Source organism: Halomonas rhizosphaerae, from assembly GCF_030012485.1.
GTDB classification, from domain to species: Bacteria; Pseudomonadota; Gammaproteobacteria; order Pseudomonadales; family Halomonadaceae; genus Halomonas; species Halomonas rhizosphaerae.
In genome coordinates this window covers 32,939-55,988 of the sequence record NZ_JASCQQ010000011.1, presented here as the reverse complement: position 1 = coordinate 55,988, position 23,050 = coordinate 32,939, and the positions used below count along the sequence as shown (strand labels likewise).

The 23,050-nt window shown below is 66.9% G+C and carries 18 protein-coding genes, 2 tRNA genes and 1 pseudogene; 17 read left to right on the top strand and 4 right to left on the bottom strand.

The features are described from left to right. The first annotated feature begins 5 nt into the window (after positions 1 to 5). Positions 6 to 1,157 carry a molecular chaperone DnaJ gene (gene dnaJ, locus QLQ86_RS05670; RefSeq protein ID WP_278032469.1) on the top strand — a complete coding sequence of 384 codons (1,152 nt, stop codon included), beginning with the start codon at positions 6 to 8 and terminating at the stop codon, positions 1,155 to 1,157. Between the two features lie 298 nt (positions 1,158 to 1,455). Here the strand turns inward: dnaJ and QLQ86_RS05665 are convergent. Both QLQ86_RS05665 and corA read right to left on the bottom strand, forming a co-directional pair. Further along, positions 1,456 to 2,847 (bottom strand): annotated as a pseudogene (locus QLQ86_RS05665) (methyltransferase domain-containing protein); the annotation flags it as partial. 154 nt (positions 2,848 to 3,001) lie between these two features. Further along, entirely contained in the window at positions 3,002 to 4,096 is a 1,095-nt protein-coding gene (gene corA, locus QLQ86_RS05660) for a magnesium/cobalt transporter CorA (RefSeq protein WP_282816184.1), read from the bottom strand. Between the two features lie 51 nt (positions 4,097 to 4,147). On the opposite strand from corA, the gene QLQ86_RS05655 reads away from it, so the two are divergent. Beyond that, positions 4,148 to 4,426 carry a DUF2218 domain-containing protein gene (locus tag QLQ86_RS05655; RefSeq protein ID WP_282816183.1) on the top strand — a complete coding sequence of 93 codons (279 nt, stop codon included), beginning with the start codon at positions 4,148 to 4,150 and terminating at the stop codon, positions 4,424 to 4,426. Next, positions 4,423 to 5,328, top strand: coding sequence for a DMT family transporter (locus tag QLQ86_RS05650; RefSeq protein WP_282816182.1), 906 nt, complete (start codon positions 4,423 to 4,425; stop codon positions 5,326 to 5,328). The genes QLQ86_RS05655 and QLQ86_RS05650 overlap by 4 nt, the downstream gene beginning before the upstream one ends. Here QLQ86_RS05650 and QLQ86_RS05645 read toward each other — a convergent pair. Then, on the bottom strand, positions 5,325 to 7,271 hold the full coding sequence (locus QLQ86_RS05645) for an MBL fold metallo-hydrolase (RefSeq protein WP_282816181.1): 1,947 nt from the start codon (positions 7,269 to 7,271) through the stop codon (positions 5,325 to 5,327). The genes QLQ86_RS05650 and QLQ86_RS05645 overlap by 4 nt on opposite strands. Before the next feature lie 123 nt (positions 7,272 to 7,394). On the opposite strand from QLQ86_RS05645, the gene dapB reads away from it, so the two are divergent. From dapB to greA, 4 genes are all read left to right on the top strand, one after another. Next, complete coding sequence (gene dapB / locus QLQ86_RS05640) at positions 7,395 to 8,198, top strand: 4-hydroxy-tetrahydrodipicolinate reductase (RefSeq protein ID WP_282736837.1); 804 nt, start codon at positions 7,395 to 7,397, stop codon at positions 8,196 to 8,198. Positions 8,199 to 8,621: 423 nt separating this feature from the next. Beyond that, complete coding sequence (gene carA, locus QLQ86_RS05635; RefSeq protein ID WP_282816180.1) at positions 8,622 to 9,767, top strand: glutamine-hydrolyzing carbamoyl-phosphate synthase small subunit; 1,146 nt, start codon at positions 8,622 to 8,624, stop codon at positions 9,765 to 9,767. A gap of 53 nt (positions 9,768 to 9,820) precedes the next feature. Further along, positions 9,821 to 13,066, top strand: a complete 3,246-nt coding sequence (gene carB / locus QLQ86_RS05630) for a carbamoyl-phosphate synthase large subunit (protein WP_282816179.1) — start codon at positions 9,821 to 9,823, stop codon at positions 13,064 to 13,066. Beyond that, on the top strand, positions 13,063 to 13,539 hold the full coding sequence (gene greA, locus QLQ86_RS05625; protein WP_282816178.1) for a transcription elongation factor GreA: 477 nt from the start codon (positions 13,063 to 13,065) through the stop codon (positions 13,537 to 13,539). The genes carB and greA overlap by 4 nt, the downstream gene beginning before the upstream one ends. 156 nt (positions 13,540 to 13,695) lie before the next feature. Here the strand turns inward: greA and QLQ86_RS05620 are convergent, their stop codons facing one another. Continuing rightward, positions 13,696 to 14,022, bottom strand: a complete 327-nt coding sequence (locus tag QLQ86_RS05620; RefSeq protein ID WP_282816177.1) for a YhbY family RNA-binding protein — start codon at positions 14,020 to 14,022, stop codon at positions 13,696 to 13,698. A gap of 194 nt (positions 14,023 to 14,216) precedes the next feature. Here QLQ86_RS05620 and rlmE point away from each other — a divergent pair, with 194 nt between their 5' ends. The 10 genes from rlmE (at position 14,217) to nusA (ending at position 23,025) form a co-directional block, all read left to right on the top strand. After that, complete coding sequence (gene rlmE, locus QLQ86_RS05615) at positions 14,217 to 14,882, top strand: 23S rRNA (uridine(2552)-2'-O)-methyltransferase RlmE (RefSeq protein WP_282816176.1); 666 nt, start codon at positions 14,217 to 14,219, stop codon at positions 14,880 to 14,882. A gap of 200 nt (positions 14,883 to 15,082) precedes the next feature. After that, entirely contained in the window at positions 15,083 to 17,047 is a 1,965-nt protein-coding gene (gene ftsH, locus QLQ86_RS05610; protein WP_282736831.1) for an ATP-dependent zinc metalloprotease FtsH, read from the top strand. Positions 17,048 to 17,109: 62 nt separating this feature from the next. Continuing rightward, positions 17,110 to 17,976 (top strand): dihydropteroate synthase, encoded by an 867-nt coding sequence (folP, locus tag QLQ86_RS05605; RefSeq protein ID WP_407650047.1) that lies wholly within the window; start codon positions 17,110 to 17,112, stop codon positions 17,974 to 17,976. Then, positions 17,969 to 19,318 (top strand): phosphoglucosamine mutase, encoded by a 1,350-nt coding sequence (gene glmM, locus QLQ86_RS05600; RefSeq protein ID WP_282736829.1) that lies wholly within the window; start codon positions 17,969 to 17,971, stop codon positions 19,316 to 19,318. Before folP ends, glmM begins: the two co-directional genes overlap by 8 nt. Positions 19,319 to 19,400: 82 nt before the next feature. Continuing rightward, the gene (gene tpiA, locus QLQ86_RS05595) at positions 19,401 to 20,150 is read left to right on the top strand and encodes a triose-phosphate isomerase (RefSeq protein WP_282736828.1); all 750 of its coding nucleotides are present in this window, start codon (positions 19,401 to 19,403) and stop codon (positions 20,148 to 20,150) included. A gap of 4 nt (positions 20,151 to 20,154) precedes the next feature. Next, positions 20,155 to 20,514 (top strand): preprotein translocase subunit SecG, encoded by a 360-nt coding sequence (gene secG / locus QLQ86_RS05590; RefSeq protein ID WP_282736827.1) that lies wholly within the window; start codon positions 20,155 to 20,157, stop codon positions 20,512 to 20,514. Between the two features lie 23 nt (positions 20,515 to 20,537). Further along, positions 20,538 to 20,625, top strand: a tRNA-Leu gene (locus tag QLQ86_RS05585). 111 nt (positions 20,626 to 20,736) lie between these two features. Continuing rightward, positions 20,737 to 20,813 (top strand) — tRNA-Met (locus QLQ86_RS05580). A 216-nt stretch (positions 20,814 to 21,029) separates the two neighbouring features. Further along, complete coding sequence (rimP, locus tag QLQ86_RS05575; RefSeq protein WP_106232276.1) at positions 21,030 to 21,488, top strand: ribosome maturation factor RimP; 459 nt, start codon at positions 21,030 to 21,032, stop codon at positions 21,486 to 21,488. Positions 21,489 to 21,531: 43 nt separating this feature from the next. Continuing rightward, entirely contained in the window at positions 21,532 to 23,025 is a 1,494-nt protein-coding gene (nusA, locus tag QLQ86_RS05570; protein WP_282736826.1) for a transcription termination factor NusA, read from the top strand. Positions 23,026 to 23,050 lie beyond the last annotated feature (25 nt).

The window sequence follows — 23,050 nt, the reverse complement described above, 5'->3', positions numbered from 1 at the left end:
GACTCATGTCCAAGCGTGACTACTACGAAGTACTGGGCGTCGAGCGCGGTGCCGACCAGAAGGACATCAAGAAGGCCTACCGACGCCTCGCCCAGAAATTCCACCCGGACCGTAATCCGGAGGATGACACTGCGGCGGAGAAGTTTCGCGAGGTCTCGGAGGCCTACGAGGTCCTGAGCGACAGCGAGAAGCGCGCCGCCTATGACCAGTTCGGCCATGCCGGCGTCGACGAGCAGGCCGGTGGCTTCGGCGGGGGCGGCTTCGGCGGTGCCGGGGCCGGCGGCTTCAGCGACATTTTCGGCGACGTGTTCGGCGACATCTTCGGCGGGGGCGGCGGTCGCCGCCACCCCAATGCGCCGCAGCGTGGCAGCGACCTGCGCTACAACCTCGAGCTCGACCTCGAGGACGCCGTGGCCGGCACCAGCGTGGACATCCGCGTGCCGCGCCACATCGAGTGCGAGCGCTGCGACGGCGGCGGTGCCGAGCCGGGCTCCAGCAAGGAGACCTGCCCGACCTGTAACGGCATGGGCCAGGTGCGCATGCAGCAGGGCTTCTTCGCCGTGCAGCAGACCTGCCCGACCTGCCACGGCAGCGGCCAGCACATCAAGGTGCCGTGCCACAAGTGCCACGGCGAGGGCCGGGTGCGCGAGACCCGCACCCTCTCGGTGAAGATCCCGGCCGGCGTGGATACCGGCGACCGCATCCGTCTCAACGGCGAGGGCGAGGCCGGCATCAACGGGGGCCCGCCCGGGGACCTCTACGTCCAGGTGGCGATCAAGCCGCACCACATCTTCGAGCGCGACGGCCGCCACCTGCAGTGCGAGGTGCCGATTAACTTCGTCGACGCCGCCCTCGGCGGCGAGCTGGAGGTGCCGACCCTGGACGGCCGGGTCAAGCTGAAGATCCCGCCCGAGACCCAGACCGGCAAGCTCTTCCGCCTGCGCGGCAAGGGCGTCAAGCCGGTGCGCGGTGGCCCGCCGGGCGACCTGCTGTGCAAGGTCGTGGTCGAGACCCCGGTCAAGCTCAACGAGGAGCAGAAGGACCTGCTGCGAACCTTCCAGGACAGCCTGGGCGGCAGCAACGGCCATCACCACTCGCCGAAGAAGTCGAGCTTCTTCGACGGGGTGAAGAAGTTCTTCGAGGACATGAAGCCGTAGGCCGAGTCCGCTCGGTCACCACAGGGCCCCGGCATCGCATGATGCCGGGGCCCTGTGTTTTTTTGCGCCTGACTCCCATCCACTCGACCAGTTGTTGATTGCTCTTGATTCGCTGACGTTGCTGCATCAAGCCGCGGAAAAGTACCTCTAAATTACGTGAGTTACCGACCAGTGGTAGAGAGGCTTGGGCTTCCAAGAAGAACTGCTGTTCATATGGCTGACCGACGAAGCTATCTTCCCACCAACCCAGGATTCTTTCTTTTGAGTCTCTCAGAAGATGAGCGGCTGGAAGTTTTTCAGCTTTCGAAGCATTGGCGTTAGTGGTAACCGGTAACAGGTTCCATAGGTCATTGTTGGCCCATCGCGACCAAGGAAAACAGTGGTCGACCTCGTAATTGTTTCTGGTTAGCCTTCTGTCAGACCAAGCACAACGTAATTCGTCATGTTTGGCCAGCCGCTGATCCACCAAGTTTCGTATCAGGCCAGTATCTCGCCTGCCTTCTCTCCAAGCTAATGCTTGATGCAGCAACCCGGTGTCTTGATCTGGGTTGTACAGCTGCATTAGCTGGGCCCACTCATGAAGAATGGCGGGCTCTACCCAGCAGGCATATCGGCCTAAACAGTCCCAAAGAGTTGCCGGGATTCTCAAGCGACCAAAAAAAGCTAGTGACTCCTTATCCAGCCTGCCGATGAACTGCCGCCCGGGGCTTTTCGCCTCTGCCTGAAAAATCTGCTGGTTAGTGTTTGGCCACGTGATGAAGTGGGCCGGCATGATGGCTATCGTTCGGCTGGCAGCACGCAGCGCTGAGGTCATGATCTTTCGTAAGTCAAAACTGCCGAGTGCCTGGCCAACACGGAAATCATTTGGAGATATAGTGGCCAGGGACTTGAATGCGTCGTTCGCAAAACCTAGGCCTTTGGAGCCTGGAGACTGCCTCAAATTATGTTGTAGAAGTAGTGGCTGATAGATCCTGATCCAATATAGCGCTACCAAGCCGAGAGGAATCTCAACCCACTCGTCTGTGCGAGCTATAACCATACCAGGGGTGCCTTCGGCTATATGGGTGAGGCAGCGCAGGAGAGCCAGCTTGTAGGTAGATGCCTTGTTATCATTGACGATGATGTGGCGCAGCGTTGGTAGAGCCCCTGTTCCATCGTCGGCAAGGCGGAAGCAAAGACTCTCCCATCTGACGTCATGACGGCCAAGACGATCAGCTGTTGTATTGATCTGAAGTGGTACCAATGCTCGGTCGCGCGCCCAAGCCTCAAGTTGGTCACGGACGACGGGATAGAAATGTCTGCCGGCGCTATCAGGTCCTTGCCGGTAGGTGATAGTCAGGACCCCGCCAGCACCCAGCAGTTCTGCCAGTATTCGAAAAGACCGTTCCTGAACATTCTCTGGCAGGTGCATCCAAACGGCTGAGACCAGTATCAATTGAAAACGGAGGCCTAATGATCGAACTTTCTGCAGTTCTGGTAGCTGATCCGCGATCCATTCGACACTATGCTGCGCAGTGGCAGATTCACCAAGGTGCCTCAGTCGGTTTGAGGGCTCAACGGCAATAACCTCCCAGCCTCTCTCTGACAATGCTTGAGCATCTCTGCCACTTCCCGCTCCTATGTCCAATGCAAGGCCGGGCTTTGCCGGTATGTGTGTCAGCCAGTCTGCGTGCACCTCATCAAACGTCATGGACCTGTATTGGAAATAAAGCTGATCAGCATTTTCGTCATAGTAATCCACTGGTGACCATTCCCTTGTCGGTGGCGCGTATGGGCATCCCTGCGAGAGTGCACATGGCAGGATTACATTGATAAAGCATTGACACGATTCATGGCAATGGTCGCTACAGCCAGCCGGCAAGCCGGAAGCGTCGGTAGAGCACGCCGCAGGCACTGCCCATCACCAGCAGCGCCAGCGGATAGCCCAGGCGCCAGTCCAGCTCCGGCATGTGGGCGAAGTTCATGCCCCAGATGCCGGCGAGGATGGTGGCCACCGCGAAGATGGCGGCCCAGGCCGCCAGCCGCTTGTGCACCTCGCCCTCGTCGATCGCCACCATCGAGAGGTTCACCTGGATCGCGGTGATGGTCATCTCGCGGATGGTATCCACCGCCGATTCGATGCGATTCAGGTGGTCGTACACGTCGCGGAAGTATTCCCGGGTCTTGCGGCACAGCGCCGGTACCCGGCCGCCGAACAGGTGGCTCGCGGCCTCGCCCAGGGGCATGGCGGCATGCTTGAGCCGCATGGTCTGGCGCTTGAGCTGGTAGAGGCGCTCCAGGCTCCGGCGGGCCGACCCGCGGATGAAGATCTGGTCCTCGATGCTCTCGAGCTCGGCCTGCAGGGCCTCGACCACCGGGAAGTAGCGGTCGACGATGGTGTCCATCAGGGCATAGATCACGAAGGCGGGGCCGTGCCTGAGCAGCTTCGGCTCGTGCTCGCAGCGCTGGCGGACCTCGGTGAAGCCCCGGCCCGGGTGCAGGCGCACCGAGAGCACGTACCCCGGGCCGGCGAACACCGCCACCTGGCCGGTCTCCAGCTGGTCGTCGCGCATCGTGACCATGTGCATGATCACGAACAGCGACTCCCCATACTCCTCGAACTTGGGGCGCTGGTGCCCGTTCAGGGCGTCCTCCACGGCCAGCTCGTGCAGGCCGAACACCTCCTGGAACCGGGCCATTTCCTGCGCGTCGGGCTCGTGCAGTGCCACCCACACGAAACGGTCAGGTTGCCCCAGGTAGTCGCCGATCTCGTCGGACTGGATGTCTTTCAGGCGATGTCCCTTTTCGTAGGCCACGCAGTTGATGATCATTGCCGAGCTCTCCCGATCGGTGGTGGTGCCCTGTGCCACAGCATAGTGCCTGGCGGCGGGCACCTGTCGCCCTCCTCGCGCGAACGGGATGCCATGACGCGGGGCATCGGGAAAGGGGGTGGCGTTCATCGGGGCGTCGTCCTAGTCTGGGATTTCACTCAACGAGACGCGGAGGCCGCCATGCCGATTTCACGAGCCGAGATTCCCGCCGAGGATGCCAAGGAGCTGGTGGAGCGCCTCTGCCGGGAGTGGGACGATGCGCGGCCGATCGACCGCGAGGAGACCCAGGCGCGGGTCGTCTTCGACGAGGGCAGCTGCCTGCTCAAGGCCGAGCCGGATCGGCTGGTGGTGGCCGTCGAGACGCTGGATGACGAGACCCTGGACCGGCTCGAGGGCAAGGTGAACGCCGCGCTCGAGGGGCTGACGGGCGTGACCCTGGAGATCGTCTGGGAAAATTGAGCGACGGCGTCTCGCCCCGCGCCGCCCACCTCGGCATGCTGCTGTGGGCGGTGCTGGTGGGGCTGTCGTTTCCCGCGGTGGGGGCGATGAGCGAGCTGCCGCCGTTCTCGCTCACCGCGCTGCGCTTCGTCATCGCCTGCTGCGGCCTGTGGTGGCTGGCAAGGCGCTCGCCGGACTTCCTCCCTGCCTGGCGGCGGCTGCCGCTCTATGCCCTGATGGGGCTCTGCCTGGCCGGCTTCTTCGGCGCCATGTTCTGGGCGGCGCACCATGCCACGGCGCTCTCCATGGCCACCCTCTTCGTCACGGTGCCGCTGCTGGCCTTCCTGCTGGGCCTGGGCTTCGGCGTGGAGCGGCTGGCCTGGCGCCTGCCGGCGATCCTGGCGCTGGGGGCGGCGGGGGCGCTGGGCCTCGCCATCGCCGAATCCCTGGCGCAGGGCGGGCGCCTGCAGTTCGGCATCGGCGAGGCGGTGTTCTTCCTGGGCTGTCTCTCCACGGCGCTCTATCCGGTACTCAGCAAGTGGGGGCTGTCGACCGGGCGGCTGCCGGGGTCGGCGGCGGTGCGCACCTTCTGGAGCCTGGGCCTGGGCGCCGTGCTGATCGGGCTGCTGGGGCTCGCCGTCGAGCCGGTAGAGCGCCTGGCGACCATGACCGGCCGTGACCTGCTGCTGCTGGTCTACCTGGGGCTCTTCTCCAGTGCCCTGACCTTCTGGCTCCTGCAGCGCGCCACCTCGGCGCTCACGCCGGGGGCGGTTACCGCCTACAGCTACCTGGTGCCCTTCGTCTCCATGCTGCTGCTGTTCGTCCGCGAGCCCGAACGGGTCGGCTGGGTCTGGCTGCCGGGCAGCCTGCTGGTGATCGTGGCGATCGCGCTGCTGCTGCGCAACGGCCGGGCGGCCGGCTAGTCGGTCTCGCCCTTCCCCGCGGGCTCGCCGGCTGCCTCGCCGGGAAAGGCGAGTCGGATCTCGTCGTGCAGGCGGCGGGTGTCGGTGATGTGGCGGCGCGAGAAGTGGAAGGGCACCAGGCGCGCCACCCCGGCCGCCGCGGCGATCTCGCCGCAGGCCCGGGCGGTCAGGTGGCCAGTGCGCCGGGCCTGCTCCGCCTCGGCCGCCAGGAAGGGGGCCTCGCAGAAGAGCACCCGGGCGCCCCGCGCCAGGGCGACCAGGCGCCGGCGGTTCTCCGCGGTGTCGCCCAGGTCGGTGGCATAGACCAGCCGCTCCCCCGGCCGGGTCAGCAGCAGGGCCTGTGCCAGGCTGGCCGCGGTCCGGGTGGTGTCGTCCGGCAGCCGTATCCGGGCCTCTCCCTCGCCCGCCAGGACATGATGCTTGAGCGTGCCAAGCCAGGGGCCCGGCGGCCAGCCATGGGCCTCCAGCCGCTCCTTGCGCACCGCGACCTGCCGCTCGGGCTCCAGGGCAAAGGCCAGCACCGGCGTGCCGTGGTCGAGGGTGGTGGCCCGCACGCGAAAGCCGAGCTCCTCGTGCAGCAGGCCGCCGGGGGCCGGGCGCGAAGGCAGGGGAGTGGGCCGCCCTTCGCCGGCGACGATCCCCCAGCGCACCAGGCGCTCGCCATGCAGCTCGCCGACCTCGAAGCGGGGCGCCTTCTCGGCGACCCGGTCCCAGAGGATGCCGCTCACCAGCCCCTGCAGGTGCTCCGCCAGCCCCGGCGGGCCATAGAGCCGGCAGGCCGGGTACTCGCCGATGCGCGAGCGCAGCAGCCACAGGAAGCCGCCGATGTGGTCGAAGTGGGCGTGGCTGATGAAGACGTCGCTGACCTGATGGGCGAGGCGCGCCGGCAGGCGGCCGGGGTCGCCCAGGTCGAACAGCAGGCTGCGCGACTGGTGGCGCAGCCGAAGGTGCAGCAGCGGGTCGCCGAAGACGCCGTTGACCAGGGTCGCGGTGAAGGTGCCGAGGTCGGCCCGGGGGCGCGGGCCGTCGCGACTCTCCAGGGGCGCGGGGGTGTCGTCCGGCACGGGCGTGTCGAGGGCGGGGGCGTGGGGACGTGCGGTGCCCAGCTGGCCGTCGCGGCCGCGGTGAGCATCGCGAACCACGAGGGTGCAGGGCGTGCCGGTCGGCTCGGGGGCGCGAAGCCGCAGTCGGTCATCCTCCAGCGCCAGGATCTCGCCCAGCCCCAGGGTGTCGCCCCGTGCGTCGAGCAGCCCGACCTGGCGCCCCGCCCAGGCCTCGGGGGCGCTGCGCGGCGGGGCGGCGCCGGTCAGGGCCAGTGCGGGCAGCTCGAGCACGGTCTCCCGGGCTTGTGCCAGCCAGGCGTCCCAGTCGTCGCTGCGACGCGCGCGGCGCCGACGCTTTCCGGGATGGCGGGCATGCGGGTCTGGCGCCAGGGTGACGGTCTCCAGGCCCAGGGCGCGACACTCCTCGTGCAGCGGGAAGGAGGCGGCGTCTGTCGCCAGCACCAGCAGGGCACCGATGCCCGCGGCCTGCACCAGTGCCGGCAGCAGCTCGGCCCCGGCGGCGCCGCGGACCACCCCCGGGGCGTCCAGCAGCAGCGCCCCGGCGGGGGCCTGCTCGGCCAGGCGACGCACCGCCTGCACCAGCGGCAAGCGGAAGCGGGCGGCATCCAGGGTGGCCAGGGCGGCGATCGCTTCCAGCCGCCACTCCCCCCCTTCCCAGCGGCCCAGGCAGGCCGCACCGGGCGGCCCGATGCCGGGCAGCCCCGGGTCGGCGCTCAGGCAGTGGCACGCCTGGCCCCGGGCGGCCAGGGTCGCCGCGGCGGCGCGCACCAGGGTGCTCTTGCCGCTGCCCGGCGCGCCGGCCACCAGCACGCGCCCATGGCGCTGCAGCAGGGTCAGCAGGGGGTGGTCCGCGGGGAGGTGCTCGGTCGGTGCAGGCATGGTGGCGGCCCTCGGCATCGATATGCCCAGTGTGGGGGGATTGCCGAGGGGCGACCACCCCGGGCGAGTGGCCTCTGGTATACTGCCGCTCATTCCGCAGCCATCGAATTCGCAGGAGTCCGCATGACCCGTATCGCCATCGTCGGTGTCGCCGGCCGCATGGGCCGCACCCTGGTCAACGCCGTGCAGCAGGATGCCGGGGCCACCCTTGCCGGCGGCATCGTCGAACCGGGCAGCTCGCTGGTGGGCACCGACATCGGCGAGCTGGCGGGGGTCGGCAAGCTGGGCGTGGCCGCCGTGGACTCCCTCGAGGCCATCGTCGACGACGTCGACGTGCTGATCGACTTCACGGCGCCGCAGGTGACGTTGGCCAACCTGGCCGTCTGTGCCGAGCACGGCAAGCGCATCGTCATCGGTACCACCGGCCTGAACGATGAGGAGCTCGCTGAGCTGGACGCCTTCCGCGACCGGGTGCCGATGGTCTTCGCGCCGAACATGAGCGTGGGGGTGAACCTGACGCTGAAGCTGCTCGAGACGGCGGCGAAGGCGCTGGGCGACGAGGGCTACGACATAGAGGTGATCGAGGCCCACCATCGCCACAAGGTGGATGCGCCCTCCGGCACGGCATTGAAGATGGGCGAGGTCGTGGCCGAGAGCCTGGGCCGTACCCTGAAGGAGCATGGCGTCTTCGCCCGTGAGGGTCAGTGTGGGCCGCGCAGTGACAAGGAGATCGGCTTTGCCACCGTGCGCGCCGGGGACATCGTGGGCGAGCACACCGTGATGTTCGCCACCGAGGGCGAGCGCATCGAGATCACCCACAAGGCCTCGAGCCGCATGACCTTCGCCAAGGGTGCAGTGCGCGCCGCGCGCTGGGTGACCGGCCAGGCCAACGGCCGCTACTCGATGCAGGATGTGCTTGGGCTTTGATTCCGAGGTGAGCAGAGTTGCATGCTGTGAGGGGCGTCGGGGACAGGCCGAAGGGGAGGTCCTATGCCAGGGATGGCATCGGTAGCGCCCAGGGAAGGGTTCACAGCGCCTCCCCGTAGGCCTGTCGCCGAATGAGCCCCGAGCAAGACTGGCAGCTCAGTGCTCGGGGGTAGCCGCCGGGCGCCATTTCCTGTAATATCCCCAAAATTTTGGCCGGGCGCGCGGGCAAACAGCCCTCTCGAGCGCTTGTTGCTTCGGCCCAGGCATTCCGAGCGAATGACAACAAGCGGGATGAAACCGGTCTTCACATCGGGTTTCGTCCCGCTTTTTTGCGGGCCGGCCACCCGGGGCCCGGCCATGGCCCCGCAGTATTCCTGACGAGCTGTCTCGATAGCTCTCTAAAAAACCTGGGAGGACGTTGCATTGAACAGACCCGCGATACTGGCCCTGGAAGACGGCAGTGTATTCCACGGCACGGCCATCGGTGCCGATGGACAAACCAGCGGTGAGGTGGTGTTCAATACGGCCATGACCGGTTACCAGGAAATCCTGACCGACCCCTCCTACACCCGTCAGATCGTCACCCTCACCTATCCGCACATCGGCAACACCGGCGTCAACGCCGAGGACGTCGAGTCCGGCGCCATCGCCGCCGCCGGCCTGGTGATCCGTGACCTCCCCCTGCTGGCCAGCAGCTTCCGCTGCGAACAGACGCTCTCCGACTACCTCAAGGGCCAGAACGTGCTGGGCATCGCCGACATCGATACCCGCCGCCTGACCCGCATCCTGCGCGACAAGGGCGCCCAGAATGGGGCGATCCTGGCCGGTTCCGAGGCCGAGGGCGACGACGCCGTCGACCGGGCCCTGGCCGCGGCCCGCGCCTTCCCGGGCCTGAAGGGCATGGACCTGGCAAAGGTGGTCTCCTGCCAGACTCCCTATGAGTGGAGCGAGGGCGAGTGGACCCTGGGCGCGGGCTACGGCGATGCGTCTGCCGCCGAGCGCCCTTACCACGTGGTCGCCTATGACTACGGCGTCAAGCGCAACATCCTGCGCATGCTCGCCTCCCGCGGCTGCCGCCTGACCGTGGTGCCGGCCCAGACCCCGGCCGCCGAGGTGCTGGCCATGGCCCCCGACGGCATCTTCCTGGCCAACGGGCCCGGCGACCCCGAGCCCTGCGACTACGCCATCAAGGCGATCCAGGAGATCCTCGAGACCCAGACCCCGCTGTTCGGCATCTGCCTGGGCCACCAGCTGCTGGCGCTGGCCTCCGGTGCCAGGACGGTGAAGATGGGCCACGGCCACCATGGCGCCAACCACCCGGTGCAGGACCTCGATACCGGCAAGGTGATGATCACCAGTCAGAACCACGGCTTCGCCGCCGACGAGGCGAGCCTGCCGGCCAACCTGCGGGCCACCCACCGCTCGCTGTTCGACGGCACCCTGCAGGGCGTGGAGCGCACCGACCGCCCGGCCTTCAGCTTCCAGGGCCACCCCGAGGCCAGCCCGGGACCGCGCGACGTATCGCCGCTGTTCGACCGCTTCGTCACCATGATGAAGGAACGCCGCTAGGCTGCATCGCCCTCCATCAGACCGTCATTCATCGATTAGCCGCGGGAACCGTCATGCCCAAGCGTACCGACATCCAGAGCATCCTGATCATTGGTGCTGGCCCCATCGTCATCGGCCAGGCCTGCGAATTCGACTACTCCGGCGCCCAGGCCTGCAAGGCGCTGCGCGAGGAGGGCTACCGGGTCATCCTGGTCAACTCCAACCCGGCCACCATCATGACCGACCCGGTGATGGCCGATGCCACCTACATCGAGCCGATCACCTGGCAGGCGGTGGAGAAGATCATCGAGGTCGAGCGCCCGGATGCCGTGCTGCCGACCATGGGCGGCCAGACCGCCCTCAACTGCGCCCTGGACCTGGACAAGCACGGCGTGCTGGCGAAGTACGGCGTGGAGATGATCGGCGCCAACGCCGACGCCATCAACAAGGCCGAGGACCGCGACCTCTTCGACCAGGCCATGAAGCGAATCGGCCTGGAGTGCCCCAAGGCCGAGGTGGCGCACAGCATGGAGGAGGCCTGGCGCATCCAGGCGTCGCTGGGCTTCCCGGTGATCATCCGCCCCTCCTACACCATGGGCGGCTCCGGCGGCGGCGTGGCCTACAACAAGGAGGAGTTCGAGGAGATCTGCACCCGCGGCTTCGAGCTCTCCAACAACCACGAGCTGCTGATCGACGAGTCGCTGCTGGGCTGGAAGGAGTACGAGATGGAGGTCGTCCGTGATCGGAACGACAACTGCATCATCGTCTGCGCCATCGAGAACTTCGACCCCATGGGCGTGCACACCGGCGACTCCATCACCGTGGCCCCGGCCCAGACGCTGACCGACAAGGAATACCAGATCATGCGCGACGCCTCGCTGGCGGTGCTGCGCGAGATCGGCGTCGAGACCGGTGGTTCCAACGTGCAGTTCGGCGTCGACCCCGACACCGGGCGCGTGGTGGTCATCGAGATGAACCCGCGGGTGTCACGCTCCTCGGCGCTGGCCTCCAAGGCCACCGGCTTCCCGATCGCCAAGATCGCCGCCAAGCTGGCGGTGGGCTACACCCTGGACGAGCTGCAGAACGACATCACCGGCGGGCGCACCCCGGCCTCCTTCGAGCCGTCCATCGACTACGTGGTCACCAAGATCCCGCGCTTCACCTTCGAGAAGTTCCCCCAGGCCAACGATCGCCTGACCACCCAGATGAAGTCGGTGGGCGAGGTGATGGCCATCGGCCGCACCTTCCAGGAGTCGCTGCAGAAGGCGCTGCGCGGCCTGGAAACCGGCAACGATGGCCTCGACCCCAAGTTTCCCGAGTTCAAGCCGGGCGCGTTCACCGACGAGGCCATGGCGCATATCAAGGGCGAGCTGCAGGCCGCCGGGGCCGAGCGCATCTTCTTCGTCGCCGATGCCATGCGAGCAGGATTGAGCGTCGACGAGGTCTTCGCGCTGACCAATATCGACCGCTGGTACCTGGTGCAGATCGAGGACCTGGTGAAGACCGAGCAGGCGGTGGCGAAGCGTTCGCTCTCCGAGTTCTCCCCCCGCGAGCTGTTCGCCCTCAAGCGCAAGGGCTTCTCGGATGCCCGCCTGGCGAGCCTGCTGGGGGTCGCCGAGAAGGAGTTCCGCCGGACCCGCCAGCAGGCCGGTATCCGTCCGGTCTACAAGCGGGTCGACACCTGCGCCGCGGAGTTCGCCTCGGATACCGCCTACATGTACTCCACCTACGAGGAGGAGTGCGAGGCCGAGGTCTCGGACCGCCAGAAGATCATGGTGCTGGGTGGCGGGCCCAACCGCATCGGCCAGGGCATCGAGTTCGACTACTGCTGCGTCCACGCCGCCTTCGCCATGCACGATGACGGCTACGAGACCATCATGGTCAACTGCAACCCGGAGACCGTCTCCACCGACTACGACACCAGTGACCGCCTCTACTTCGAGCCGGTGACCCTGGAGGATGTGCTGGAGATCGCCGACAAGGAGCAGCCGGTCGGCGTGATCGTGCAGTTCGGCGGCCAGACCCCGCTGAAGCTGGCCCGCGAGCTCGAGGCCGCCGGCGTGCCGATCATCGGCACCACCCCGGACGCCATCGACCGCGCCGAGGACCGCGAGCGCTTCCAGCAGATGATCGACAAGCTGGGCCTCAAGCAGCCGCCCAACGCCACCGCGCGCAGCTTCGAGGAGGCCTTCGCCAAGGCCGAGGCGATCGGCTACCCGCTGGTGGTGCGTCCCAGCTACGTGCTCGGCGGGCGGGCCATGGAGATCGTCTACGACGCTTCCGAACTCGAGAACTACATGACCCACGCGGTCAAGGTCTCCAACGACTCCCCGGTGCTGCTCGACCACTTCCTCAATGCGGCCATCGAGATCGACATCGATGCGGTGAGCGACGGCAAGGAAGTGGTGATCGGCGGCATCATGCAGCACATCGAGCAGGCCGGCGTGCACTCCGGCGACTCCGCCTGCTCGCTGCCGCCCTATTCGCTGCCCGCCGAGGTGCAGGACGCGATGCGCGAGCAGGTCAAGCAGATGGCGGTGGAGCTCGGCGTCAAGGGCCTGATGAACGTGCAGCTGGCCTGGCAGGACGGCGAGATCTACGTCATCGAGGTCAACCCGCGTGCCTCGCGCACCGTGCCCTTCGTCTCAAAGTGCATCGGCACCTCGCTGGCCCAGATCGCCGCGCGCTGCATGGCCGGCACGACCCTGGCCGAGCAGGGCTTCACCCGCGAGATCGTGCCGCACTTCTTCAGCGTCAAGGAGGCGGTCTTCCCGTTCAACAAGTTCCCGGGCGTCGACCCGATCCTCTCGCCGGAGATGAAGTCCACCGGTGAGGTGATGGGCAGTGGCGATACCTTCGCCGAGGCCTTCTACAAGGCGCAGCTCGGCGCCGGCGAGGCGATCCCGCCGCTCGAGGGCGACCGCAAGGCCTTCCTCTCGGTGCGTGACCCGGACAAGGCGGGAGTTATCGAGGTGGCGCGTTCTCTGGTAACCTTGGGATTCACTCTGTGCGCGACCCGTGGCACGGCGGAGGCTCTCGAGGCCGCCGACCTGCCGGTGGAGATCGTCAACAAGGTCTATGAGGGCCGTCCGCATATCGTCGATCTGCTCAAGAACGACGAGGTCGCCTATATCGTCAACACCACCGAGGGCCGCCAGGCCATCAATGACTCCTCGGTGATCCGCCGCACTGCACTCGCCCGCAAGGTTCCCTATGCCACCACCCTGGCAGGGGCCAATGCCGTTTGCATGGCGCTCGAGTACGGCAATGCCATTACCGTGCGGCGGCTACAGGAACTGCATGCAGGAGCTACACAATGAACAAGGTCCCGATGACCGTCGCCGGTGAGAAACGGCTTCGCAAGGAGCTCGAGGAGCTCAAGGGCGAGGCGCGGCCGAGGGTGATTGCCGCCATCGCCGAGGCTCGCGAGCACGGCGACCTCAAGGAGAACGCCGAGTACCATGCGGCCCGCGAGCAGCAGGGCTTCATCGAGGGGCGCATCCAGGAGATCGAGGGCAAGCTCTCCAACGCCCAGGTGATCGACGTCACCAAGCTGCCCCAGACCGGCAAGGTGATCTTCGGCGTGACCGTGGGTCTGATCAATCTGGAGACCGACGACGAGATGACCTACCGCATCGTCGGCGAGGACGAGGCCGACATCAAGGCCGGTCGCATCTCGGTGACCTCGCCCATCGCCCGTGCCCTGATCGGCAAGGAGGAGGGCGACGTGGTGTTGGTGCGGACTCCCGGCGGCGAGGTCGAGTACGAGATCTCGAGCGTCGAGCACCTGTAGCCCTTCGGGCAGCGACAAGCTACAAGGATCAAGCTACAAGAAAGCCCCGCAGGCGAATGCCTGCGGGGCTTCTTCATCTCTGCAAGCCGGCAAGCTGTGCTTGCTCCTTGCTCCTTGCTCCTTGCTCCTTGCTCCTTGCTCCTCGCGCGAAGCGCGTCAGTGCCGCCCGTGATGGTTCTCGAAGCGCGTGATGTTGGAGAGCTTCGGGTTGACCCGGGGGTTGTGGCGGTAGAGCAGGGCCATCTTGCCGATCTTCTGTACCAGCTCGGCATGGCTCGCCGCGACCAGCTCGTCGAGCATGGCGGCGCGGTCGTCGCGGTCGGGCAGGGCGAGCTTGACCTTGACCAGCTCATGGTCGCCCAGGGCGCGGTCGAGCTCGGCCAGGACACCCTCGGACGCCCCGTTCTCGGAGACGGTGACCACGGGGTCGAGGTGGTGGCCGATGCTGCGGAATGCTTTCTTTTGTGCCTGTGACAAGCTCATGGTATCTTGCTTCTTCCCGGTTGGCGCGCAGCGCACATGGTACGGCGAAACGCCGCGCGGCGAAAGCTCGCCGCCGTGTCCCCGTCATGTTTCCTACGGCCGGGCCCGCAGGTCAGCACCCCGTCGCACCTCCACCAGGTCTTCCCGGAATCCGCTCGACTGCCTGTCATTCATGGCCATTCACAGGTGATGCCGTGGCACGTTCCAACGCTTCCCGCTCCAAGGCCGCTGCCGGCAAGGCGCCGGCCAGCAAGACCAGCAAGGGCTGGCTGAAGGAGCACTTCGACGACCGCTTCGTGCAGCAGAGCTGGCAGGACGGCTATCGCAGCCGCGCCAGCTACAAGCTGCTGGCGCTGGACGAGAAGGACCGCCTGCTGCGCCGCGGGATGACGGTGATCGACCTGGGCGCCGCCCCCGGGGGCTGGAGCCAGGTGGCCGCCGAGAAGGTCGGCTCCGAGGGGGTGGTGATCGCCTCCGACATCCTCGAGATGGATGCCCTGGCGGATGTCGACTTCATCCAGGGCGACTTCACCGAGGAGCGCGTGCTCGAGGAAATCCTCGCCGCCCTCGGCGATAGGCCGGTAGACCTTGTGATGTCCGACATGGCCCCCAATATGAGCGGGATGGCGGCCATCGACCAGCCCCAGGCGATGGTCCTCGTCGAGCTGGCGCTGGACCTGGCACGCCAGACGCTCTCGCCCGGCGGTACCTTCCTGGCCAAGGTGTTCCAGGGAGAGGGATTCGATGCCTTTCTCAAGGAGCTGCGCGGCAGCTTCACGCGTGTGGTGACCCGCAAGCCGGAAGCCTCCCGGGCACGCTCCCGCGAGGTCTACCTGCTGGCGGAAGGGTTTCGCGGCTGAGGCATGTCCTCGACCGCACAGAACGCGCTGCCACGATAGGCCGCGCCTAACGGGCCGATTGCCGGACACGGCGCCGCGACTGTGTCACAGTGGCGGTAGTTTTCCGCTCCGGCCCTAGGCTGGCTGAACATGTGCCGCTCATGTAGTGTCGAAGGACCAGGCATTTTCGGCCGACAGATTCTTGCAATGAGGGTAGTCCCTTGAACGACATGGCGAAGAACCTGATTCTGTGGTTGGTCATCGCGGCAGTGCTGCTGACGGTGTTCAACAACTTCAGCGTCGACAGCTCACCGCAGGCGATGAACTATTCCCAGTTCGTCCAGCAGGTGCAGAACGAGCAGGTCCGCAGCGTGACCATCGATGGTTACACCATCTCCGGTGAGCGCACGGACGGTTCCCAGTTCCGGACCATCCGCCCGGCGGCGGAAGATCCCAAGCTGATGGACGACCTGCTCTCCAACAACGTCACCGTGGTGGGCAAGGAGCCCGAACAGCAGAGCCTGTGGATGCGCCTGCTGATCGCCAGTTTCCCGATCCTGCTGATCCTCGCGATCTTCATGTTCTTCATGCGCCAGATGCAGGGCGGTGGAGCCGGCAAGGGCGGCCCGATGAGCTTCGGCAAGTCCAAGGCCAAGCTGCTCTCCCAGGACCAGATCAAGACCACCTTCGCCGACGTCGCCGGCTGCGACGAGGCCAAGGAGGAGGTCGAGGAGCTGGTCGACTTCCTGCGCGACCCGACCAAGTTCCAGCGCCTGGGCGGCACCATTCCTCGCGGCGTGCTGATGGTGGGCCCGCCGGGCACCGGCAAGACGCTGCTCGCCAAGTCCATCGCCGGCGAAGCCAAGGTGCCGTTCTTCTCGATCTCCGGCTCCGACTTCGTCGAGATGTTCGTGGGTGTCGGTGCCTCACGCGTGCGTGACATGTTCGAGCAGGCCAAGAAGCAGGCGCCCTGCATCATCTTCATCGACGAGATCGATGCCGTGGGCCGCTCGCGCGGCGCCGGCATGGGCGGTGGCAACGACGAGCGTGAACAGACCCTGAACCAGCTGCTGGTGGAGATGGACGGCTTCGAGGCCAACGAGGGCATCATCGTCATCGCCGCCACCAACCGTCCCGACGTGCTCGACCCGGCGCTGCTGCGTCCGGGCCGCTTCGACCGCCAGGTGGTGGTGCCGCTGCCGGACATCCGTGGCCGCGAGCACATCCTCAACGTGCACCTGCGCAAGGTGCCGCTGGCCGACGACGTCAAGCCGTCGCTGATCGCCCGCGGGACACCGGGCTTCTCCGGCGCCGACCTGGCCAACCTGGTCAACGAGGCCGCGCTGTTCGCCGCACGGCGCAACAAGCGCCTGGTGAGCATGGAAGAGCTCGACATGGCCAAGGACAAGATCATGATGGGCGCCGAGCGCAAGTCCATGGTCATGACCGACAAGGAGAAGCTCAATACTGCCTACCACGAGTCGGGCCACGCCATCATCGGCCTGGTGATGCCGGAGCACGACCCGGTCTACAAGGTGACCATCATCCCCCGCGGCCGGGCCTTGGGCGTGACCATGTTCCTGCCGGAGGAGGATCGCTACAGCCTCTCCCGCCAGCAGATCATCAGCCAGATCTGCTCGCTGTTCGGCGGCCGCATCGCCGAGGAGATGACCCTGGGACCGAACGGTGTCACCACCGGGGCGTCCAACGACATCAAGCGGGCCACCGAGCTGGCGCACAACATGGTCGCCAAGTGGGGCCTCTCCGAGGAGATGGGGCCGATCATGTACGACGAGGACGAGTCCCACCAGTTCCTCGGCGGGCCCGGCCAGGGCGGCAAGCTCAAGTCCGGCGAGACCACTTCCAAGCTGGACAAGGAGGTGCGCAAGATCATCGACGGCTGCTATGCCCAGGCCAAGAAGATCCTCGAGGAGAACCGCGACAAGCTCGACGCCATGGCCGAGGCGCTGATGAAGTACGAGACCATCGACTCCCATCAGCTCAAGGACATCATGGAAGGGCGTGATCCGCGGCCCCCCGAGGGCTGGGACGACCCCAGCAGCGGAGCGCCCTCGGGCGGCGAGCCGCGCGCCGAGGCCACCCCGGAGTCGAGCGACGATGCCGAGGATGACGAGACGCCCTCGCGTCGGCCCTCCGACCCGCTCGGAGGCCCGGCCGGCAGCTGAGGCCGTCCGCCAGCAACCACAGGCGCCCTGCGGGGCGCCTTTGCCGTTCGACCAACAGGAAGATGATGGATACCCGTACACCGACGCACCTGCCGTGTGGCCGGCACCGGCTCGACCTCTCCTTTCCCCGCATCATGGGGATCCTCAACGTCACCCCCGACTCCTTCTCCGACGGCGGCCGCCATGCGGTGCCGGATGACGCCCTGCGCCATGCCGAGCAGATGCTGGCCGAGGGGGCCGCGATCATCGACGTGGGCGGCGAGTCCACGCGCCCGGGTGCCGAGCCGGTCTCGGTCCAGCAGGAGCTGGACCGGGTGGTGCCGGTGGTGGAGGCCCTGGTGCGCGAGTTCGATGCCCTGGTCTCGGTGGATACCAGCACGCCCGAGGTGATCGAGGCGACGGCGCAGGCCGGTGCCGGCATGATCAACGACGTGCGCAACCTGCGCCGCGAGGGGGCCCTCTCGGCGGCGGTCGCCAGCGGACTGCCGGTCTGCCTGATGCACATGCTCGGCGAGCCCGGCGACATGCAGGACGACCCGCGTTACGACCGACCGGTAGAGGAGGCCGTGGCCGCCTTCCTGGCGGAGCGGGTGGCGGCCTGCGAGGCTGGCGGGCTGCGTCGCGAGCGCATGCTGCTCGACCCGGGCTTCGGCTTCGCCAAGTCGGTGGAGCACAACCTGCGGCTGCTCAAGCACATGGACCGCCTGGGGGAACTCGGGCTGCCGCTGCTGGTGGGCATGTCGCGCAAGAGCATGATCGGCAAGGTGCTGGAGCGGCCGGTGGAAGAGCGCCTCTCCGGTGGCCTGGCGCTCTCCGCCCTGGCGGTGGAGCGCGGCGCCCGACTCCTGCGCGTCCACGACGTGGGGCCCCACGTGGACGCGGTGAACATGACCTGGGCCGTACTCGAGGAAGGCAGTACGCATGACTAGACGCTACTTCGGCACCGATGGCATCCGCGGCACCGTGGGCGAGCCGCCCATCACGGCCGACTTCATGCTCAAGCTGGGTTGGGCCACCGGCCGGGTGCTGACCCGGGACAAGGGACGCGCCCGGGTGATGATCGGCAAGGACACCCGGATCTCGGGCTACATGTTCGAGTCGGCCCTGGAGGCGGGCCTCTCCGCCGCCGGCGTCGACGTGATGCTACTGGGGCCCATGCCGACCCCGGCGATTGCCTACCTGACGCGCACCTTCCGCGCCGATGCCGGCATCGTCATCTCGGCCTCCCATAACCCCTTCCAGGACAACGGCATCAAGTTCTTCTCCGCCGCCGGTACCAAGCTGGACGACGAGGTCGAGGCGCGCATCGAGGCCATGCTCGAGGAGTCGCTGACCACCGTGGCGCCGGATCGTCTGGGCAAGGCGATGCGGGTCGATGATGCCCCCGGGCGCTACATCGAGTTCTGCAAGTCGACCATCCCCGACCGGGTCAGCCTGCACGGGTTGAAGATGGTCATCGACTGTGCCCATGGCGCCACCTACCACATCGCCCCCAGCGTCTTCCGCGAGCTGGGCGCGGAGGTCAGCCTGATCGGCGCCACTCCGGACGGCCTGAACATCAACCAGGAGGTGGGCTCGACCCACCCCGCCGCGCTGCGGGCGGCGGTGATCCAGCAGTCGGCCGACCTCGGGGTGGCCTTCGACGGCGACGGCGATCGGGTGCTGCTGGTGGATGCCGACGGCCGCGAGATCGACGGCGACGACATCCTCTACCTGATCGCCAGGGATCGCCACGCCCGGGGCGAGCTGGGCGGTGGCGTGGTGGGGACCCTGATGTCCAACTTCGGCCTGGCGGCCGCCATGGGCGAGCTCGACATCCCCTTCGAGCGCGCCCGGGTCGGGGACCGTTACGTGATGGAGCGGCTGGCCGCCAACGGCTGGCAACTGGGCGGCGAGTCCTCCGGCCATATCGTCTGCGGCCATGTGCAGACCACCGGCGACGGCATCGTCTCGGCGCTGCAGGTGCTGGCGATCATGGTTCGCGAGCAGCAGTCGCTGGGGCGCCTGCTCGCCGGCCTGCAGAAGGCGCCCCAGGCGCTGGTCAATGTGCGCCTGACGCCGGGCAGCGATGCCAAGGCACTGCTGGAGCAGGCCTCCCTCAAGCAGGCGGTGAGCACCCTGGAGACGGAGCTGGGCGACCAGGGGCGCGTGCTGCTGCGGGCCTCGGGCACCGAGCCGCTGATCCGCGTGATGGTCGAGGGGCGCCCCCACCTGGATGTCGACGCCCTGGCACGTCGCCTGGCCGGCGACGTCGAGGCGCTGCTCGGTTGATCGGGACAGGCGGCCCGGGGCCGGTTGTCTTGAATGGGCCCCTCCTATACCATTTCGCACCACCTTGAAAGAGGAACCCCCCATGCGCATGCCGCTGATCGCCGGAAACTGGAAGATGAACGGCTCCCTGGCCCTGGTCGAGGAGTTCGGCCGGGCCTTCGCCGATATCTCCCTGCCCGTGAACGTGGAGGTGGCGCTGATGGTGCCTTTCCCCTTCCTGGAGGCGGCAGGCCGGGCGCTCGGCGAGACATCGGTGACGGTCGGCGCCCAGACGCTCAGCGACCGTCCCTCGGGGGCCTTCACCGGCGAGGTCAGCGCGGCGATGCTGCGCGAGTGCGGGGCACGGCTGGTGCTGGTCGGCCACTCCGAACGCCGTACCCTGTTCGGGGAAGACGATGCCGCGGTTCTGGCACGCGTCAGGGCGGCCCTGGCCGAGGAGCTCACGCCGGTGCTGTGCGTCGGCGAGACCCTCGAGGAGCGCGAGGCCGAGCGCACCGAGGCGGTGGTGCTGGGCCAGGTCGAGGCGGTGTTCGATGCCCTCGACGAGGCCGAGCGCGCCCGCCTGGTGGTCGCCTACGAGCCCGTGTGGGCCATCGGGACCGGGCGCACGGCGAGCCCCGAGCAGGCCCAGGCGGTGCACGCGGCCATCCGCGGGTGCCTGGCGCGCTATGACCAGACGCTGGCCGACGGCATGCGTCTGCTGTACGGCGGCAGCATGAAGGCGGATAATGCCGCCGAGCTGCTCGCCCAGTCCGATATCGACGGCGGCCTGGTGGGCGGTGCCTCGCTCAAGGTCGACGATTTCCTAGCCATTTGTCAGTCAGCAGGTTGAATCCATGCAAGTTGCCATTCTCATGACCCATGTGGCGATCGCCATCGCCCTGGTCGTCCTGATCCTGCTGCAGCAGGGCAAGGGCGCCGAAGCCGGTGCCGCCTTCGGTGGCGGTGCCTCCCAGACCGTGTTCGGCTCGCGGGGCAGCGGCAGCTTCCTGGCGAAGTTCACCGGGCTGCTGGCCGTGGCCTTCTTCGCCACCTCCCTGACCCTGGCCTGGTTCGCTTCCGAGGCCGGCGATGCGCCCGAGGCCGGTATTCCCGACGCGGAGCTGATCGAGCAGCAGAATGCCGTGCCGACCCTTGACGATGCCGGCAGCGATGTGGATAATGCTGCGCCAGCGCTGGAGGAAAGCGGCGACTGACGTCGTCATCCAGCCTCCCCGATGCCGAAGTGGTGGAATTGGTAGACACGCTATCTTGAGGGGGTAGTGGCCTTTATGGCCGTGCGGGTTCAAGTCCCGCCTTCGGCACCATATGCGAAGTGGTCGACATGAACGTCGGGACTTCGAAGCAGGATTGGCAGTATGCGGTGTTGCCGCTTGACGAAGTCGTCATGTGGGCTTACAATCACCGGCCTAGATTGATGCGGGGTGGAGCAGTCTGGTAGCTCGTCGGGCTCATAACCCGAAGGTCATCGGTTCAAATCCGGTCCCCGCTACCATCTTCCTGGCAGGCATGCAGATGTTGAGGGGCATGCCAGAGAGCCGAAGTGGTATACAGGTTTCTTGTGAAAGCCCCTTCCTGTGAAGGGGCTTTTTGTTAGCAGCTTGCCAGCCGGAGACGGCGGCGCTGTTCCGGGCAACGCCAATCAGCCACCTGACTCTTCTCTTCACTCCCGGCCAGGTGCCTGATGCAACGGCTGTAGGAGCTTTCTTCCGTGGCAATCAAGGATGCTGCGCTGCATGCGCTGATCGAACCGGTGGTCTCCGCCATGGGGTTCGAGCTATGGGGCATCGATCATCTGTCCCAGGGCAAACATTCCCGCCTGGTGATCTATATCGATCACGAGGACGGGGTCAGCGTGGACGATTGCGCCGATGTCAGCCGCCAGGTCAGTGCGGTGCTCGATGTCGAGGATCCGGTGCCCGGCGAGTATCGGCTGGAAGTCTCCTCGCCGGGCATGGACCGGCCGCTGTTCACCCTCGAACAGTTCGAGCGCTACGCCGGTCATGTGGTGGCCGTGAAGCTGCGCCTGCCCTTCGATGGGCGGCGCAAGTTCCAGGGGCTGCTGGCCGGCGTCGAGAGTGATGAGGTGCTGCTGCAGATCGACGGCGAGGAATATTGCTTTCCCATCGAGGGCATCGATCAGGCGCGGGTCGTCCCGCAGTTCACGTGATGTGCTCGGTGCATAAGGACAGGTTCACTGGCGAGGCTAAGGCATGAGTAAAGAAATTCTGGCGGTCGTCGACACGATCTCCAACGAGAAGGGGGTCCCCCGCGAGGTGATCTTCGAGGCCGTCGAGGCGGCCCTGGCCAGTGCATCGCGCAAGCGCTTCGAGGACGTGGAAGCCAGCGTGCGCGTGCACATCGACCGCGAGACCGGCGATTACGAGACGTTCCGCCGCTGGGAGGTGGTCGAGGACGATGACTTCGACGGGCCCGATGCCCAGATCAAGCTCTCCTTTGCCGAGCGCCGCGACCCGCCCCTGGGGCTGGGTGACGTGGTCGAGGAGCGCATCGAGAACGCCTCCTTCGGCCGGATCGCCGCCCAGACCGCCAAGCAGGTCATCGTGCAGAAGGTGCGCGAGGCCGAGCGGGCCGAGGTGGTGCGCCAGTATGCCGAGCGCGAGGGCGAACTGGTCGCCGGCATCGTCAAGAAGACGACACGCGACGGCCTGATCATCGACCTGGGCGAGAATGCCGAGGCCTTCCTGCCGCGCAGCGAGATGATCCCCGGCGAGCGCTACCGCATGAACGAGCGGGTCCGCGCGCTGCTGGTCAAGGTCGATCCCGAGGCCCGCGGTGCCCAGCTGATCCTGTCGCGCACCTGCCCGGAGCTGATCATCGAGCTGTTCAGCATCGAGGTGCCGGAGATCGCCGAGCAGCTCATCGAGATCAAGGGCGCGGCACGCGACCCGGGCTCGCGGGCCAAGATCGCGGTCAAGACCAACGACCGGCGCATCGATCCCGTGGGGGCCTGCGTGGGCATGCGCGGCTCGCGGGTGCAGGCGGTCTCCTCGGAGCTGCAGAACGAGCGCGTAGACATCGTGCTGTGGGACGACAATCCGGCGCAGCTGGTGATCAACGCCATGGCGCCCGCGGATGTCGCCTCGATCCTCGTCGACGAGGAGGCCCATGCGATGGACGTGGCCGTCGCCGAGGACAACCTGGCCCAGGCCATCGGCCGCAGTGGCCAGAACGTGCGCCTGGCCTCCGAGCTCACCGGATGGCGTCTCAACGTCATGACCGAGGAGGAGGCCGAGGACAAGCGCGATCAGGAGATCGACAGCCTGGTCGAGCATTTTATCCAGCACCTGGACATCGACGAGGACGTGGCGCGCCTGCTGGTGGAAGAGGGCTTCACCTCCCTGGAGGAGGTTGCCTACGTGCCGGTCGAGGAGATGCTGGAGATCGAGGAGTTCGACGAGGAGCTCATCGAGGAGCTGCGCGCTCGCGCCAAGGATGAACTGCTGAACCTGGCCATCGCCTCCGAGGAGGAACTCGATGGCGCCCAGCCGGCCGACGACCTGCTGGAGATGGACGGTATGGAGCGCCATCTGGCCTTCATCCTGGCCAGCCGGGGCATTGTCACCATGGAGGACTTGGCCGAGCAGTCCGTCGATGACCTGCTGGACATCGAGGGAATCGACGAGGAGCGCGCCGCGGCACTGATCATGACTGCCCGTGCGCCATGGTTCGAGAACGAACAGTAAACGGGTCACGGGCTGAGGAGGGTCG

What these genes read in the sequence shown, in the direction of transcription:
- dnaJ (WP_278032469.1), top strand. Translation starts at nt 6, where the DNA reads ATGTCCAAGCGTGACTACTACGAAGTACTGGGCGTCGAGCGCGGTGCC.
- corA (WP_282816184.1), bottom strand. Translation starts at nt 4,096, where the DNA reads ATGAACGCCACCCCCTTTCCCGATGCCCCGCGTCATGGCATCCCGTTC.
- QLQ86_RS05655 (WP_282816183.1), top strand. Translation starts at nt 4,148, where the DNA reads ATGCCGATTTCACGAGCCGAGATTCCCGCCGAGGATGCCAAGGAGCTG.
- QLQ86_RS05645 (WP_282816181.1), bottom strand. Translation starts at nt 7,271, where the DNA reads ATGCCTGCACCGACCGAGCACCTCCCCGCGGACCACCCCCTGCTGACC.
- dapB (WP_282736837.1), top strand. Translation starts at nt 7,395, where the DNA reads ATGACCCGTATCGCCATCGTCGGTGTCGCCGGCCGCATGGGCCGCACC.
- carB (WP_282816179.1), top strand. Translation starts at nt 9,821, where the DNA reads ATGCCCAAGCGTACCGACATCCAGAGCATCCTGATCATTGGTGCTGGC.
- greA (WP_282816178.1), top strand. Translation starts at nt 13,063, where the DNA reads ATGAACAAGGTCCCGATGACCGTCGCCGGTGAGAAACGGCTTCGCAAG.
- QLQ86_RS05620 (WP_282816177.1), bottom strand. Translation starts at nt 14,022, where the DNA reads ATGAGCTTGTCACAGGCACAAAAGAAAGCATTCCGCAGCATCGGCCAC.
- folP (WP_407650047.1), top strand. Translation starts at nt 17,110, where the DNA reads ATGATGGATACCCGTACACCGACGCACCTGCCGTGTGGCCGGCACCGG.
- glmM (WP_282736829.1), top strand. Translation starts at nt 17,969, where the DNA reads ATGACTAGACGCTACTTCGGCACCGATGGCATCCGCGGCACCGTGGGC.
- tpiA (WP_282736828.1), top strand. Translation starts at nt 19,401, where the DNA reads ATGCGCATGCCGCTGATCGCCGGAAACTGGAAGATGAACGGCTCCCTG.
- secG (WP_282736827.1), top strand. Translation starts at nt 20,155, where the DNA reads ATGCAAGTTGCCATTCTCATGACCCATGTGGCGATCGCCATCGCCCTG.
- nusA (WP_282736826.1), top strand. Translation starts at nt 21,532, where the DNA reads ATGAGTAAAGAAATTCTGGCGGTCGTCGACACGATCTCCAACGAGAAG.